Origin of the sequence: Pseudomonas sp. L5B5 (assembly GCF_020520285.1) — a bacterium.
Taxonomy (GTDB): domain Bacteria; phylum Pseudomonadota; class Gammaproteobacteria; order Pseudomonadales; family Pseudomonadaceae; genus Aquipseudomonas.
This window is the reverse complement of record NZ_CP084742.1, coordinates 5,051,534-5,066,935: the sequence shown is the minus strand read 5'-3', so window position 1 is coordinate 5,066,935 and position 15,402 is coordinate 5,051,534. Positions and strand designations below refer to the sequence as shown.

The 15,402-nt window shown below is 62.8% G+C and carries 15 protein-coding genes; 11 read left to right on the top strand and 4 right to left on the bottom strand.

Translation table 11 applies throughout. The annotated features are described in order from the left end of the window. Nucleotides 1-201 precede the first annotated feature (201 nt). Nucleotides 202-756 carry a tetratricopeptide repeat protein gene (locus tag LGQ10_RS23155; protein ID WP_226523307.1) on the top strand — a complete coding sequence of 185 codons (555 nt, stop codon included), beginning with the start codon at nucleotides 202-204 and terminating at the stop codon, nucleotides 754-756. Between the two features lie 68 nt (nucleotides 757-824). Here the strand turns inward: LGQ10_RS23155 and LGQ10_RS23150 are convergent, their stop codons facing one another. Beyond that, nucleotides 825-1,151: a DUF1820 family protein gene (locus tag LGQ10_RS23150; protein ID WP_022641185.1), complete on the bottom strand. Its 327-nt coding sequence runs from the start codon at nucleotides 1,149-1,151 to the stop codon at nucleotides 825-827. Nucleotides 1,152-1,284: 133 nt separating this feature from the next. Between LGQ10_RS23150 and miaB the strand changes: the two genes are divergently transcribed. The 5 genes from miaB to lnt all read left to right on the top strand — a co-directional run bounded on the left by miaB (nucleotide 1,285) and on the right by lnt (nucleotide 6,850). Further along, a complete protein-coding gene (gene miaB / locus LGQ10_RS23145) occupies nucleotides 1,285-2,613 on the top strand; it encodes a tRNA (N6-isopentenyl adenosine(37)-C2)-methylthiotransferase MiaB (protein WP_226523306.1) in 1,329 nt (442 codons plus the stop codon). A 174-nt stretch (nucleotides 2,614-2,787) separates the two neighbouring features. Continuing rightward, nucleotides 2,788-3,807, top strand: coding sequence for a PhoH family protein (locus tag LGQ10_RS23140; protein ID WP_058434586.1), 1,020 nt, complete (start codon nucleotides 2,788-2,790; stop codon nucleotides 3,805-3,807). After that, nucleotides 3,800-4,258 (top strand): rRNA maturation RNase YbeY, encoded by a 459-nt coding sequence (gene ybeY, locus LGQ10_RS23135; RefSeq protein WP_058434585.1) that lies wholly within the window; start codon nucleotides 3,800-3,802, stop codon nucleotides 4,256-4,258. The genes LGQ10_RS23140 and ybeY overlap by 8 nt, the downstream gene beginning before the upstream one ends. Nucleotides 4,259-4,301: 43 nt before the next feature. After that, the gene (locus tag LGQ10_RS23130; protein ID WP_226523305.1) at nucleotides 4,302-5,141 is read left to right on the top strand and encodes an HlyC/CorC family transporter; all 840 of its coding nucleotides are present in this window, start codon (nucleotides 4,302-4,304) and stop codon (nucleotides 5,139-5,141) included. Nucleotides 5,142-5,326: 185 nt separating this feature from the next. Then, nucleotides 5,327-6,850, top strand: a complete 1,524-nt coding sequence (lnt, locus tag LGQ10_RS23125) for an apolipoprotein N-acyltransferase (protein ID WP_058437838.1) — start codon at nucleotides 5,327-5,329, stop codon at nucleotides 6,848-6,850. Here lnt and LGQ10_RS23120 read toward each other — a convergent pair. Beyond that, nucleotides 6,818-7,636 (bottom strand): YdcF family protein, encoded by an 819-nt coding sequence (locus LGQ10_RS23120; RefSeq protein WP_226523304.1) that lies wholly within the window; start codon nucleotides 7,634-7,636, stop codon nucleotides 6,818-6,820. The two genes, lnt and LGQ10_RS23120, sit on opposite strands and share 33 nt — an antisense overlap. A 128-nt stretch (nucleotides 7,637-7,764) precedes the next feature. After that, complete coding sequence (locus LGQ10_RS23115; RefSeq protein ID WP_226523303.1) at nucleotides 7,765-8,085, bottom strand: hypothetical protein; 321 nt, start codon at nucleotides 8,083-8,085, stop codon at nucleotides 7,765-7,767. Nucleotides 8,086-8,343: 258 nt separating this feature from the next. Between LGQ10_RS23115 and leuS the strand changes: the two genes are divergently transcribed. The 5 genes from leuS (at nucleotide 8,344) to LGQ10_RS23090 (ending at nucleotide 14,371) form a co-directional block, all read left to right on the top strand. Beyond that, nucleotides 8,344-10,950 carry a leucine--tRNA ligase gene (leuS, locus tag LGQ10_RS23110; RefSeq protein WP_226523302.1) on the top strand — a complete coding sequence of 869 codons (2,607 nt, stop codon included), beginning with the start codon at nucleotides 8,344-8,346 and terminating at the stop codon, nucleotides 10,948-10,950. 89 nt (nucleotides 10,951-11,039) lie between these two features. Then, nucleotides 11,040-11,645, top strand: a complete 606-nt coding sequence (gene lptE, locus LGQ10_RS23105) for an LPS assembly lipoprotein LptE (RefSeq protein WP_058437052.1) — start codon at nucleotides 11,040-11,042, stop codon at nucleotides 11,643-11,645. 39 nt (nucleotides 11,646-11,684) lie between these two features. Beyond that, nucleotides 11,685-12,722 (top strand): DNA polymerase III subunit delta, encoded by a 1,038-nt coding sequence (holA, locus tag LGQ10_RS23100; protein WP_226523301.1) that lies wholly within the window; start codon nucleotides 11,685-11,687, stop codon nucleotides 12,720-12,722. Between the two features lie 101 nt (nucleotides 12,723-12,823). After that, nucleotides 12,824-12,985: an alternative ribosome rescue factor ArfA gene (gene arfA / locus LGQ10_RS23095; protein ID WP_007927093.1), complete on the top strand. Its 162-nt coding sequence runs from the start codon at nucleotides 12,824-12,826 to the stop codon at nucleotides 12,983-12,985. A 63-nt stretch (nucleotides 12,986-13,048) separates the two neighbouring features. Continuing rightward, nucleotides 13,049-14,371 carry a lytic murein transglycosylase gene (locus LGQ10_RS23090; RefSeq protein ID WP_226523300.1) on the top strand — a complete coding sequence of 441 codons (1,323 nt, stop codon included), beginning with the start codon at nucleotides 13,049-13,051 and terminating at the stop codon, nucleotides 14,369-14,371. Between the two features lie 39 nt (nucleotides 14,372-14,410). On the opposite strand, the gene LGQ10_RS23085 is transcribed toward LGQ10_RS23090, so the two are convergent. Then, a complete protein-coding gene (locus LGQ10_RS23085; protein WP_226523299.1) occupies nucleotides 14,411-15,358 on the bottom strand; it encodes a S66 peptidase family protein in 948 nt (315 codons plus the stop codon). Between the last annotated feature and the right edge of the window lie 44 nt (nucleotides 15,359-15,402).

Genomic DNA, 15,402 nt, shown 5'->3' with positions numbered 1-15,402 from the left:
GCGCCCTGCTGCGTCCGTCGAGCTCTTTACTCGGAATTTGCACCCCACAACAGGGGAAATACTGGCGAAAGCGTCGGATATCGCGCCCATGCAGCAGAAAAACGAGCAAAGACTTTGTAAGGTGGGCCCTGCTTATTTCATAATGCGCGCTGATTGGGCCCCACGCTGGCCCGCGCGCCCCTCAGAGGTAAGTCGATTCCCATGAACCGCACCGGCCGCGCCCTGACACTGGGCTGCCTGTTGCTCCTTCAACCCCTGCTGGCGCACGCACAAGCAGGCGGCAACTCGTTGTTGATCCCGGCGCTGGGTCGCTGCACCCTCGATCCCCAGGCACAGGAACAAGCCGAGGCACTTGCCGCGTGCCAGAAAGCCGCCGATGACGGGGATGCACAGGCGCAATACGAGTTGGGTGAGTTCTACTACGAGGGCAAGGGCGCGCCACGCGACCTCAACCAGGCCCTGAGCTACTTCGAGAAAGCCTCCCTGCAAGGACACGCCCAGGCGCAGTTCAAGCTGGGCACCATGTTCTTCCATGGCGAAGGTGTACCGGCCAACAACGTCCAGGCCTACATCGTGCTGAAGATGGCTGCGGTCAATGGCGCCGAAGATGCCCTGGACACCGCCGATGAAGTCGCCGAGCACATGCAGCGCGACGAGCTGGAAGTCGCCACCCAGGTGCTGGGACAGATTTTTCGCAAGTACCTGCTGGAATTGCAGAGCGCCGACGGCCGCTCGCCCTTCTCACCCCTGCCCTGACAGTTCGCGCCAGCCGCTGACCAGCAAGGCGGCGCATCATGACAAACGGCAAAAGAAATCGGACGAGGCTATTTTTCGGGCATCGGCATCGGGAACGGCATGACGTTGCCCACGCCACGGGCCTCGCTGATCTTCGGCGTCCCCAGGCGCTCCACTTCGTCGATGCGCACGATCGAGTGCATCGGCACGAAACTGCGCACGACGCCTTCGAACTGGGCCTTGAGTTTTTCTTCGCTGGGATCGACCACCACTTGCGTGCGCTCGCCAAAAACGAACTCCTCGACCTCCAGGAACCCCCACAGATCGCTTTGATAGATCTGCTTGGCGTACATCTCGAACACCTGGCCCTGGTTGAGGAAAATCACCTTGTAGATTGGAGCTTCGCGTTTGGTCATGGCGGGCGGGTAACAGATCGACGGACAAAAATGGGGCGCGAACTATAGCATAGCTACCCGACGTGCAATGCTAGGAACCTGTGGACATGGCCCCTATAATGCGCGGTTCTTTGAATCACGTGATGACCCGTCCATGGCCAAGAAGCTTTACATCGAAACCCACGGTTGCCAGATGAACGAGTACGACAGCTCGCGCATGGTGGATCTGCTGGGTGAGCACCAGGCCCTGGAAGTCACGGCTCGCGCCGAAGACGCGGACGTCATCCTGCTCAATACCTGCTCCATCCGCGAGCGCGCCCAGGACCGGGTCTACTCCCAACTGGGGCGCTGGCGCGAGCTGAAGCTGGCCAACCCGGACATGGTGATCGCCGTGGGCGGCTGCGTGGCCAGCCAGGAAGGCGCGGCCATTCGCGACCGGGCCCCCTATGTGGACGTGGTCTTCGGCCCGCAGACCCTGCACCGCCTGCCGGAAATGATCGACATCGCCCGGAGTACCAAGCTGCCGCAGGTGGATGTGTCGTTCCCGGAGATCGAAAAGTTCGACCACCTGCCCGAGCCACGCATCGATGGCCCCAGCGCCTATGTCTCGGTGATGGAAGGCTGCAGCAAGTACTGCACGTTCTGCGTCGTGCCCTATACCCGTGGCGAAGAAGTCAGCCGGCCGTTCGACGACGTGATCGCCGAGATCATCCACCTGGCCGAGAACGGCGTTCGCGAAGTCACCCTGCTGGGCCAGAACGTCAACGGTTACCGCGGCCAGACCCATGAGGGACGCGTCGCCGACCTGGCCGAGCTGATCCGCGTGGTCGCCGCCGTCGACGGCATCGAGCGGATCCGCTACACCACCTCGCACCCACTGGAGTTCTCCGACAGCCTGATCCAGGCCCACGCCGAAGTGCCGGAGCTGGTGAAGCACCTGCACCTGCCGGTCCAGTCGGGCTCCGACAGGATCCTGGCCGCGATGAAGCGCAACCACACCGCCCTGGAATACAAATCCAAACTGCGCAAGCTGCGCGCGGCGGTACCGGGGATCTGCATCAGCTCGGACTTCATCGTCGGATTCCCGGGAGAAACCGAAAAGGACTTCCAGCAGACCATGAAGCTGATCGAGGACGTAGGGTTCGACTTCTCCTACTCCTTCGTCTACAGCCCGCGCCCGGGCACTCCGGCCGCCGACCTGGCGGACGATACCCCCGAAGCCCTGAAGAAGGAGCGCCTGAGCGCCCTGCAGCACCGCTTGAACCAGCAGGGGTTTGAAATCAGCCGACAAATGGTGGGCTCGATCCAGCGGATCCTGGTGACCGACTACTCGAAGAAAGACCCCGGGGAGCTTCAGGGGCGGACCGAGAACAACCGGATCGTCAACTTCCGCTGCGATGATCCGACGCTGATCGGCCAATTCGCCGATGTCCACATCGACGCTGCGCAACCCCATTCGCTGCGTGGCTCACTGCTGGTGTAGGAACCTGGAAGCCGGCCTGCGTGGGAACCTGCTGGCCAGGCAGGCTGCTTCCACGCTCAGCCGACCCGGGAAAAAATACCGACAGTCATTGCCCCGCATAAGAGCTTTCGCACCCAGGCTGCTGGCGTTATCCTTGAATTCATCTTAATTGCCGTTGGGCGGCTAAAAACGACCTTGAACGCACCCATAGAACCTCATCGTTTCATCCTCGAGCCCTTCGAGGCTCGCCGTTTCGCCAACCTGTGCGGGCAGTTCGACGAGCACTTGCGCTTGATCGAGCAGCGCCTGACGATCGAGATCCGCAATCGCGGCAATCAGTTCGAACTGATTGGCGAACCCAAGCACACCACCTCCGCCGAACATCTCCTGCGCCGTCTCTACCGGGAAACCAAGGGCACCGAGCTGTCGCCGGACCTGGTGCACCTGTTCCTGCAGGAATCCGCCGTGGAAGAGCTCGACAATCCTTCGGTCGCCGACGCCGCCGTAGCCTTGCGCACCAAGAAAGGCATGATTCGCCCCCGCGGCCTGAATCAGCAGCGCTACGTCAAGGAGATCCTCGGCAACGACATCAACTTCGGCATTGGCCCGGCCGGCACCGGCAAGACCTACCTGGCCGTGGCCTGCGCCGTGGATGCCCTGGAACGCGAGCAAGTGCGCCGCATCCTGCTGGTGCGCCCAGCGGTGGAAGCGGGCGAAAAACTGGGCTTCCTGCCTGGCGACCTGGCGCAAAAAATCGACCCGTACCTGCGTCCGCTGTATGACGCGCTGTATGAAATGCTCGGCTTCGAACAGGTGGCCAAGCTGATCGAGCGCCAGGTCATCGAGATCGCGCCCCTGGCCTACATGCGCGGCCGGACCCTGAACAACAGCTTCATCATCCTCGATGAAAGCCAGAACACCACCGTGGAACAGATGAAGATGTTCCTCACCCGGATCGGTTTTGGCTCCACCGCAGTGATCACCGGCGACATCACCCAGGTCGACCTGCCCAAGGGCACCAAGTCGGGCCTGGCCCAGGTGATCAACGTGCTCAAGGATGTGCCCGGCATCAGCTTCACTCACTTCATGCCCAAGGACGTGGTGCGCCATCCGCTGGTGCAGCGCATCGTCGAAGCCTATGAGCGCTTCGAGCTGCAAGCCGACGACGAGGCCGCCAAGGCTGCCGCCGACAGGGGCAACCGCCGCGATGCTTGAGCTTGACCTGCAACGCGCCAGCCAACAGCCGGCCCCCAGCGATGAACAGTTCCGCCAATGGTGCGAGCTGGCCCTGCGCCAGCGCACTGCCGATTCGGAACTGACCATCCGCCTGGTGGACGAAGACGAAGGCCGCGAGCTGAATCACACCTGGCGTCACAAGGATTACGCAACCAATGTGTTGTCATTTCCTGCCGACGTACCGGATGAACTGCTGGATATCCCCCTGCTGGGGGATCTGGTGATCTGCATTCCGGTGGTCGAGCGCGAGGCCGCCGAACAAGGCAAGGAACTTGAGGCCCACTGGGCCCATCTGGTGATCCACGGCTGCTTGCATCTGTTGGGCTACGACCATATAGATGACGACGAAGCCGAGGAAATGGAAGCACTGGAACGAACGTTGCTTGCAGAACTGGGTCATCCCGACCCTTATGCAGACGACGAAAACTGATCAACAAACCCCTGTAACAACCTAAGGATTCAGAGCAATCGCTATGAGCGAAGATCGATCGAGCAACGGGCAAAAGTCATGGCTGGGCAAACTGACCCAGGCTTTTGCCCATGAGCCGAAAAACCGCCAGGAGCTGCTGGAGCTGCTGCGCGAAGCCCATCAGAACAAATTGCTGGACAGCGAAGCGCTGGCCATCGTCGAAGGCGCCATCCAGGTGGCTGACCTGCAAGTCCGGGACATCATGGTTCCGCGCTCGCAGATGATCAGCATCAAGGCGACCCAGACCCCTCGGGAGTTCCTGCCCGCGGTCATCGACTCTGCGCACTCGCGCTACCCGGTGATCGGCGAAAGCCACGACGACGTGATGGGCGTCCTCCTGGCCAAGGACCTGCTGCCCCTGATCCTCAAGGAGAACGGCGACAGCTTCAACGTCAAGGACCTGCTGCGGCCGGCCACCTTCGTACCGGAATCCAAGCGCCTGAATGTGCTGCTGCGCGAGTTTCGCGCCAACCACAACCACATGGCCATCGTCATTGACGAGTACGGCGGCGTGGCGGGCCTGGTGACCATCGAGGATGTGCTGGAGCAAATCGTCGGCGACATCGAGGACGAGCACGACGTCGAGGAAGACAGCTACATCAAGCCGCTACCCAGCGGCGACTTCCTGATCAAGGCCCTGACGCCGATCGAGAACTTCAACGAGTTTTTCGACAGCGCTTTCTCCGATGACGAGTTCGACACCGTGGGCGGCCTGGTGATGAGCGCCTTTGGCCACTTGCCAAAACGCAACGAAATCACTGAAATCGGCGCCTATCGCTTCCGCGTGCTCAATGCCGACAGCCGGCGGATCCATCTGCTGCGCTTGACTCCCGTCTCTCGCTGAGGACCGGGCATCACCAACCCGCCCCCGGTACATGCCTGGCAGTCGACCCACCGACCCAGGTGCCGGGCCTGCGGGCGGGCTGGTGGTACAACGCTGCGTGAGTCGACGACGCCCCCCTGAATCAATCCGAACAATCTCCTCGCACCCGCCCGGTGCAGAACAGGAAAGAGCTGATGAAACGCCTCTTGCAGCGCTCGACACGACCCGGCTGGCCCGGCAACCTGCTGGCCGTGGCAGCCGGCGCGATCACCACCCTGGCCCTGGCACCCTACGACATCTGGCCCCTGGCATTGCTGGCCGTCGGCCTGTTCTACGCCGGCTTGCGGCAACTGACTCCACGCCAGGCCCTGGGCCGCGGCTGGTGCTTCGGCTTCGGCCTGTTCGGCGCCGGCACCAGCTGGATCTACGTCAGCATCCACACCTACGGCGGCGCCTCGGCCTTGCTGGCCGGCTTGCTGATGCTGGCCTTCATCGCTGCCATCGCCTGGTTCTTCGCCCTGCCCGCCTGGCTCTGGGCCCGCTGGCTGCGGCGCAACGAGGCACCGTTGGCCGACGCCCTGGCCTTCGCTGCCTTGTGGCTGGGCCAGGAAGCGTTCCGGGGCTGGTTCCTCACCGGTTTCCCCTGGCTCTACTCCGGCTACAGCCAGCTCGATGGCCCCCTGGCAGGGCTCGCCCCCGTGGGCGGTATCTGGCTGATTTCCTTCGCACTGGCCTTGAGCGCCGCGCTGCTCTACAACCTGCCGCGCCTGTTCAAGAACGGCCGCAAGGGTTTTATCGTTGCCGGCCTGCTACTGCTGGTGGCCCCCTGGGCGACCGGCCTGGCACTCAAGGGGCATGCCTGGACCAGCCCGGCGGGTGAACCGCTGTCGGTGGCAGCCGTCCAGGGCAATATCGAGCAGAGCATGAAATGGGATCCGGCCCAGCTCAATTCCCAGCTCGCCCTGTACCGCGACATGAGCTTCGCCAGCAAGCGCGTGGACCTGCTGGTATGGCCGGAAACCGCAGTGCCGGTGCTCAAGGAGTCGGCCGAGGGTTACCTGGCCATGATGGGCAACTTTGCCGCCGACCGGCATACGGCGCTGATCACCGGTGTTCCGGTACGCCAACTGGTGCACCACGAGAAACGCTATTTCAACGGCATCACCGTCACCGGCGAAGGAGATGGCACCTACCTGAAGCAGAAACTGGTGCCCTTCGGCGAGTACGTGCCATTACAGGAAGTGCTGCGGGGCCTGATCGATTTCTTCAACCTGCCGATGTCCGACTTCGCCCGTGGCCCGGCCGACCAGCCAATGCTGCAGGCCAAGGGCTACCAGGTGGCACCGTTCATCTGCTACGAAGTGGTCTATCCCGAGTTCGCGGCCGGCCTGTCGGCCCGCAGCGACCTGCTGCTGACCATCAGCAACGACACCTGGTTCGGCACGTCCATCGGCCCCCTGCAACACCTGCAGATGGCGCAGATGCGGGCCCTGGAGGCCGGGCGCTGGATGATCCGCGCCACCAACAATGGCGTCACCGGCCTGATCGACCCGTTCGGCAAGATCACGGTGCAGATCCCTCAGTTCGAACGCGGCATCCTGTATGGCGAAGTGGTCCCGATGCACAACCTGACACCCTACCTGCAGTGGCGATCCTGGCCATTGGTAGTGTTGTGCACCCTGCTGCTGGGCTGGGCACTACTGGCCAGCCGGATCGCCAAGACCGTCTGAGGCCGTCCCGGCCGGCTCCCCGGACGCTCGATAGAACAGGCGGTAGCCCAGCTGCCCTACCGCCTCGTTGAGCAACTGCCCACTTTGCCAGATGGACTTGAACTCCGGCATCCAGCCACCCAGGGGGCGGGCGTTGTCCATCCCCAGGAACCCCACCGGTGCCGGCACCACGACGAACCCCGCGTGCTCGAAACTCCAGACCGAGCGCGGCATGTGCCAGGCCTGGGTCACCACCACCACGCGCTTGACGCCCAGTGGCAGCAAGAGCTCGGCGCTGAACTGGGCGTTTTCCCAAGTGGTGCGGCTGCGACCTTCCTGCCAGCGCACCGTTACCCCGAAGTCGTCGCGCATTGACACGGCCATCAGGGCGGCCTCGGTGGGTGGCGTGCCGTAATGCAGGCCACCGCTGGTCAGCACGGGCAGGCCGGACGCCTTGGCCAGCCGCGCAGCATAACGCTCGCGCTCCAGGCCTACGCCAGTGGGCTGGTCGGTCCCCCAGGCCGGGTCGCCACGCTCTCGACCAGACCCCAGGACCACGATCGCATCGGCCCGCTCGGCCAGCCTGGCCCACTGTTCCTGTGGCAGTGGAGGCAGTTGTTCGAGACCTCGGGCGCCCCACTCCACCACTACCGGCAGGCTCATCAGCCAGAAACCGCCAAGGCCAAGGAAAAAACAACAACGGGCCAGGCGCGGCCTGGAACGGCGCAACATCCAGGCAAGCAGCAGCAACAACAGGAGAATGCCGGGGGGCAGCAGCAATTGTTTGATGAAATAACGAAAAGGCATCGAGCATCTCCATAAAAGATGCCCGAAGCCTAAAGGGGATGTCTGTCCGGCAACAACCGATGCCAGCCACTTTCGCTTTCGAGGTCCTCGATAACGACCTCATCCGGCCCAATCAACGGCCCGGAAACCTACTTGAACTGCCGGGATCGGACTTTCACCGAATCCCGGACGGAGGCCTTGTCCTTCAGCCAGATGATCTTGGCCGAACGAGGTGCCTCCTGGTGCTGCAGGCTGCTCGATACATTGAATGGCATTTCACGCTGGTTACGGGCCAGGTAGACCCTGATCAATTCGAACTCGGCAGGACTCAGCCCCCGAAGTTCCAACTCGACGGCGCGTTCATCGCGCAGCCGATCTGCGGTTCTTGCCGCATCCAGGGCCAGAGCCAATCGATTCAGCAGCCGCTCGTATACCTCCGGTTCTGTTGCTTTGCGCTGCAATTCAAGCATCCGTTCACCTCATCGAAGATAAGACTCACTCCCCTTTTTGAGCTTAGCCGGGCAGCCGCAGGCCACGCGCCGCCGCGACCAACGGCCCGCGCGAGCAATCAGGGTTTCCCTAGGCAGAGCGCGGTCATGTATGCTACGGCGCTTCCTGTAACTCCACTTCCAGCTCCATCGGACACTGAAAACGCCATATCCGGCGCCATCACCACCCGACGTTGCGCTGAAGAGGATTAGGCCACCCTTATCCAATACAAAGTAGCCATGCACGAACAATACCTGCCCCGTGATATCGAAGCCGCCACCCAGTCCTTCTGGGATGAGCAAAAGTCGTTTGAAGTCAGCGAACAGCCAGGCAAGGAGACCTACTACTGCCTATCGATGTTCCCTTACCCGAGCGGCAAGCTACACATGGGGCACGTGCGCAACTACACCATCGGCGACGTCATCTCCCGCTATCAGCGCATGCAGGGCAAGAATGTCCTGCAACCCATGGGTTGGGACGCCTTCGGCATGCCGGCGGAAAACGCCGCGATGAAGAACAACGTGGCTCCCGCCAAGTGGACCTACGAAAACATCGCCTACATGAAAAGCCAGCTGCGCAGCCTGGGCCTGGCAGTGGACTGGTCGCGCGAAGTCACCACCTGCAAGCCGGACTACTATCGCTGGGAACAATGGCTGTTCACTCGCCTGTTCGAAAAAGGCGTGATCTACCGCAAGAACGGCACCGTCAACTGGGACCCGGCGGACCAGACCGTACTGGCCAACGAGCAAGTCATCGACGGTCGCGGCTGGCGCTCCGGCGCGCTGATCGAAAAGCGCGAAATCCCGATGTACTACTTCCGCATCACCGACTACGCCGACGAGCTGCTGGAAAGCCTCGACGAGTTGCCGGGCTGGCCTGAGCAGGTCAAGACCATGCAGCGCAACTGGATCGGCAAGTCCCGCGGCATGGAAGTGCAGTTCCCCTTTGACCTGGCAAGCATCGGCCATGCCGGCGCCCTGAAGGTCTTTACCACCCGCCCCGACACCCTGATGGGCGCGACCTACGTCGCCGTCGCGGCCGAACACCCGCTGGCCACCCAGGCCGCCCAGGGCGATGCGGCGCTGCAGGCGTTCATCGACGAATGCAAGAGCGGTAGCGTGGCCGAGGCCGACATGGCCACCCAGGAGAAGAAGGGCATGCCCACTTCCCTGTTCGTCGAGCACCCGCTGACCGGCGAAAAACTGCCAGTGTGGGTCGCCAACTACGTGCTGATGCACTACGGCGATGGCGCGGTAATGGCTGTGCCGGCCCATGACGAGCGCGACTTCGAGTTCGCCCACAAGTACAACCTGCCAGTGAAAGCCGTAGTGCGCACCAGCGCCGGTGACGAAGTCGGCAGCGAGTGGCAGGCTGCCTACGGCGAGCATGGCCAACTGATCAACTCCGGTGACTTCGATGGCCTGGACTTCCCCGGCGCCTTCGACGCCATCGAGGCCGCCCTGATCCGCAAGGAACTGGGCAAGTCGCGCACCCAGTTCCGCCTGCGCGACTGGGGCATCAGCCGCCAGCGCTACTGGGGCTGCCCGATCCCGATCATCCACTGCCCAACCTGCGGCGACGTACCGGTGCCGGAAGACCAGCTGCCGGTCAAGCTGCCGGAAGACGTGGTGCCCGATGGCGCCGGTTCGCCACTGGCACGCATGCCGGAATTCTACGAATGCACCTGCCCGAAGTGCGGCACCGCGGCCAAGCGTGAAACCGATACCATGGACACGTTCGTCGAGTCGTCCTGGTACTTCGCCCGCTACGCCTCGCCGAACTACGAAGAGGGCATGGTCGACCCGAAAGCAGCCAATCACTGGCTGCCGGTCGACCAGTACATCGGTGGTATCGAACACGCCATCCTGCACCTGCTCTACGCACGCTTCTTCCACAAGCTGATGCGTGACGAAGGCCTGGTCACTTCGAACGAACCGTTCAAGAACCTGCTGACGCAAGGCATGGTGGTTGCCGAAACCTATTACCGCGTGGCCAGCAATGGCGGCAAGGACTGGTTCAACCCCGCCGATGTCGAAATCGAACGCGATGCCAAGGCCAAGATCATTGGCGCCCGCCTGAAGACCGACGGCTTGCCGGTGGAAATCGGTGGTACCGAAAAAATGTCGAAGTCGAAGAACAACGGCGTCGATCCACAGTCGATGATCGACGCCTACGGCGCCGACACCTGCCGACTGTTCATGATGTTCGCCTCGCCGCCCGACATGAGCCTGGAGTGGTCCGACTCCGGCGTCGAGGGCGCCAGCCGGTTCCTGCGTCGCGTCTGGCGCCTGGCCCAGGCCCACGTTGCACAGGGCTTGCCAGGCAAGCTGGAAATCGCCGCCCTGAGCGACGAGCAGAAGGTGATTCGCCGGGCTATCCACGCCGCAATCAAGCAGGCTAGCACCGATGTCGGCCAGTACCACAAGTTCAACACTGCCATCGCCCAGGTGATGACCGTGATGAACGTGCTGGAAAAAGCCCCGCAAGCCAGCGAACAGGATCGCGCGCTGCTGCAGGAAGGCCTGGAAGCCGTGACGCTGCTGCTGGCTCCGATCACCCCGCACATCAGCCACCAATTGTGGAACGAGCTGGGCCATGACGGCGCGGTCATCGACGCCACATGGCCGACCGTGGACGAAAGCGCCCTGGTACAGGACAGCCTGCAGCTGGTGATTCAGGTCAACGGCAAACTGCGCGGCCAGATCGAGATGCCAGCCAGCGCCAGCCGCGAAGAAGTCGAAGCCGCAGCACGCAGCAATGAGAACGTACTGCGCTTCACCGAAGGGCTGACCATCCGCAAGGTCATCGTGGTACCGGGCAAACTGGTCAACATCGTCGCCAGCTAATTGGATCAGGCGCCCGATCCGGGATCGGGCACCGAACAAGACCTTCAGGGCCACGAGGCTGGCCCATATGGTTTCAAGGGGAGCAATACATGATCAAACGTAACCTGCTGGTGATGGGCCTGGCCCTGGTACTGAGCGCCTGCGGCTTCCAACTGCGCGGTACAGGCACCCAGGAGCTGAGCATCAAGGAGCTCGACCTGAGTGCCCGTGACGCTTATGGCGCAACCGTGAAGATGCTGCAGCAGCAGCTGGAAAGCAGCGGTGTCCGCGTCCATGCCGGCGCACCCTACAAACTGGTCCTGCTACGCGAAGCGAATACCCAGCGCACCCTCAGCTACACCGGTGGCGGCAGCTCTGCCGAGTATGAAATCAGCACCAAGCTGGAATATGAAATCCTGACCCATGACAACCTGCACCTGCTGAGCGACAAGCTGGAAGTGCAGAAAGTCTTCGTTCACGACGGCAACAACATCACCGGCTCCAGCCAGGAATCGGCCCAGACCTATCAGGAAATGCGCCGCGACCTGGTCCAGCGCATGCTGATCCGCCTGCAATTGCTGACTCCGGAGCAACTGGCACAGCTGCAGGCTACCGCCGACGCCAAGGCCAAGGCTGAAGCCCAGGCGCTGGAAGCAGCACGCAAGGCTGAAGCCGAAACCCCGCGACAGTCCCCTCTGGAACTGCCAAACCAGTAAGCCTTGTGGGGCGTCTCGGCGCCCCACCGACCCGTATCTATGAAACTCGCTCCCGCCCAACTCGGCAAACACCTGCAAGGCTCACTCGCTCCGGTCTATGTGATCAGCGGTGACGATCCGCTGCTCTGCCAGGAAGCCGCCGATGCCATACGCACCGCGGTACGCCAGCAGGGCTACGACGAGCGCCAGGTATTCAGCGCCGACGCCAACTTCGACTGGGGCAGCCTGTTGCAGGCTGGCGCCAGCATGTCGCTGTTCGCGCAAAAACGCCTCCTGGAACTGCGCCTGCCCTCGGGCAAGCCCGGCGACAAAGGCGCCGCCGCGCTGATCGAATACTGCTCGCGACCGGCCGAAGACACGGTGCTGTTGATCAGCCTGCCCAAGCTCGACGGCAGCGCGCAGAAAACCAAATGGGGCAAGGCGCTGGTCGAAGGTCCCCAGACGCAGTTCATCCAGGTCTGGCCTGTGGATGCCAACCAGTTGCCACAGTGGATTCGCCAGCGCCTGTCCCAGTCTGGGCTGTCCGCCAGCCAGGACGCGGTAGAACTGATTGCCGCCCGGGTCGAAGGCAACCTGCTGGCAGCCGCCCAGGAAATCGAAAAACTCAAGCTGATGGCCGAGGGCGGGCAACTTACCGTCGAGACGGTGCAGGCGGCGGTAGCCGACAGCGCCCGCTTCGACGTGTTCGGCCTGGTCGACGCCATCCTCAATGGCGAAGCGGCACATGCCCTGCGCATGCTCGAAGGGCTCAAGGGTGAAGGCGTCGAGCCTCCGGTGATTCTCTGGGCCCTGTCCAGGGAGCTGCGGCTGCTGGCCAACCTGGCCCTGCAGTTTAGCCAGGGCATACCCCTGGACAAGGTGTTCAGCCAGGCTCGCCCCCCCGTCTGGGACAAACGCAAGCCCCTGATGAGCAAGGCCCTGCAGCGTTACTCGGCACAGCGCTGGAGCCAATTGCTGCTGGATGCCCAGCGCATCGACGCTCAAATCAAAGGGCAGGCCAGCGGTTCTGCCTGGAGCAGCTTGAGCCGCCTGTCATTGCTGATGGCCGGCCAGCGCCTGGCCCTGCCTGCCGAATAAACCGCTGCCGCCCCCGCAACGCTCATGAGCACTGGACAGCGGCGCCCTTCTGGCCGATGATTCGCGCCGCTGTACCTATCCTCCCAAAGCGAGCATCGATCATGAGCAAGCCATCCAAGCATGGCCCCAACAAGGCCAAGTCCATCATCGCCCAGCCCTTGTTCCGCAGTCGTCAGGAACGCCCGGCCAAGGGCAAAGGCAGCTACCGCCGCGAAGCCTTCCAGTCTAAAAGCTGGGAGGCTTCTTACTTTCTGGCCGCTTGAAGCCCTGAACCCCATTGGCGTGATAAGGTCTGCACCTGATTGTTATTCTCTCTGGACCTGTGCATGCCCTTTCGTAATTCCCGCCGTCGGCACCTGCGCCAACTGATCGTTGCCTCCAGCCTGATTCTGCTAGTCGCCTGCGCGGAAAAACCTACCGCCGCCGACGCTCAACCGCTGCCCAACCTGCAGGCGGCCCCCATCGCCGCACCAGCGACCGTCGCACCACTGGTGGTCGACAACCTCAACATCCAGCCCGCCCAAAGCTTCGACGAATGGTTGAACGCCTTCCGCATCGAAGCCTTGAATGCCGGAATCCGCGCCGATGTGTTCGACCGTGCATTCGCCGGCGTCACCCCGGACATGAGCGTGATCAAGGCCGATCGCAGCCAGCCGGAGTTCACCCGCCCGGTATGGGAATACCTGGATGGCGCGCTGTCCCCCGTGCGGGTGCGCAAGGGCCAGGCCCTGCTGAACCAGTACGGCGACACCCTGCAGCGCATCGAGCAGCGCTACGGCGTGGATCGTCAGGTGCTGGTGGCAGTCTGGGGCATGGAAAGCAACTTCGGCGACTTCCAGGGCAACAAGTCGGTGATCCGCTCATTGGCCACCCTGGCCTATGAAGGCCGGCGTCCAGGGTTCGCCAACAGCCAGTTGATCGCTGCACTGCAGATCATCCAGCATGGCGATATCCAGCCCGAGAAAATGCTGGGCTCCTGGGCCGGGGCGATGGGCCAGACCCAGTTCATCCCGACCACCTACAACACCCATGCCGTGGATTTCGACGGGGATGGCCGCCGGGATATCTGGAACAGCCCGGCCGATGCCCTGGCCTCGACGGCGCACTACCTGCAGAGCTCGGGCTGGCAGAAGGGCCAGCCCTGGGGCCTGGAGGTCCAGCTCAACAGCGGTTTCGACTACTCCCTGGCCGATGCCGCTACCCGCAAGAGCGTGGCCGAGTGGATGCGCCTGGGAATGAAGCCGGTCAACGGCAATGCCTTGCCCTACGGCTCCGAGCAGTTGTCTGCGTCCCTGCTGCTGCCCGCGGGTTATCGAGGACCGGCATTCCTGATCCTGGATAACTTCCGGGCGGTACTCAAGTACAACAACTCATCGTCCTATGCACTGGCAGTCAACCTGCTGTCCGAGCGCTTCACCGGCTCAGGGCAGATCAACGGCAGCTGGCCCAAGGACGAGCTGCCCCTGAGCCGTACCGAGCGTATCGAGTTGCAGACACTGCTCAGCGCCAACCACTACGATGCCGGCAATCCCGATGGCATCATCGGCGCCAATACCCGCAAGGCTATCCGCAGCGCCCAGCAAGGCCTGGGCTGGCCTGCAGATGGCTACCCGACCCGCAAGCTGCTGGAGAGCCTGCGCAGCCGGTAAGCCAAAAACCGGGAGAGGGGCCCCTGTCCCATCAATCGGTTACTTGAAGACCACGTCCTGAGCCAGGGTCAACTCCCTGGCTCCGGCGTCCAGCCTGACCAGGGCTCCCATGGGCAAGGTCAGGTTGGGGTCGCAATGACCACTGCGCCATCCGGCCAGCACCGGAATCCGCAGGGGCTCGAAGGTGCGCTTGAGCAGAGCGCACAATGCGCTGAAATCCACACCGGCCACATCCCCCACCAGCACGCCACGCAGCCTGTCGAGCTTGCCCGCCAGGCGCAGGTGATTGAGCAGGCGATCGATGCGATACAGCGGTTCGTTGACGTCTTCGATGAACAGGATGATGCCATCGGCCACGATGTCGTACGCCGTACCCAGGGTGCTAGCGATGATCGACAGATTCCCCCCCAGCAGCGCGCCCTGTGCAATGCCTGGCTCGACGGTGGTCAAGGGAAAGGCCACGGGATGGTGCAGCTGGCTACCGGCCCTGACCTGGCCGCGAAGCAGATTGAAGAACGACGCCTCGGTGGGAGCTTGCTTGGCTGCCAGCAGGTCGGCATTGAGCATGGGGCCGTGAAAGCTCACGAAACCCGCGTAACGGTTGATCGCCAGGTGCAGGGCGGTGATATCGCTGTAGCCGACGAAAGGCTTGGGGTTGCGCCGTAGCAGGTCAAAATCGATCTTGTCCAGCAACCGCGGGCTGCCATAGCCCCCACGCAGGCAGAGGATGGCGTCCACTTCGGGGTCGGCGAAAGCGTCATGCAGGTCCTGCAGGCGCACCTCGTCACTGCCGGCCAGGTAACCGTCCTGCTGCCCTACCCCTGGGAAGATCCGCAAGTCATAGCCCCTGGAACGCATCCACTGGAAGGCCTTGGCGGTGTCCAGCGCTGCCGGACCTGCAGGAGCGATAAGACCGATGACGCCTTCTGCCGCCAGCGCCGGTACGGGCAGGTGGGCATGGAGGGCGGCGGTCGGTTGGATGGGCATACGGATTCTCCCGGTGTGAATTCACTGGAGCACAGTAGCCATGA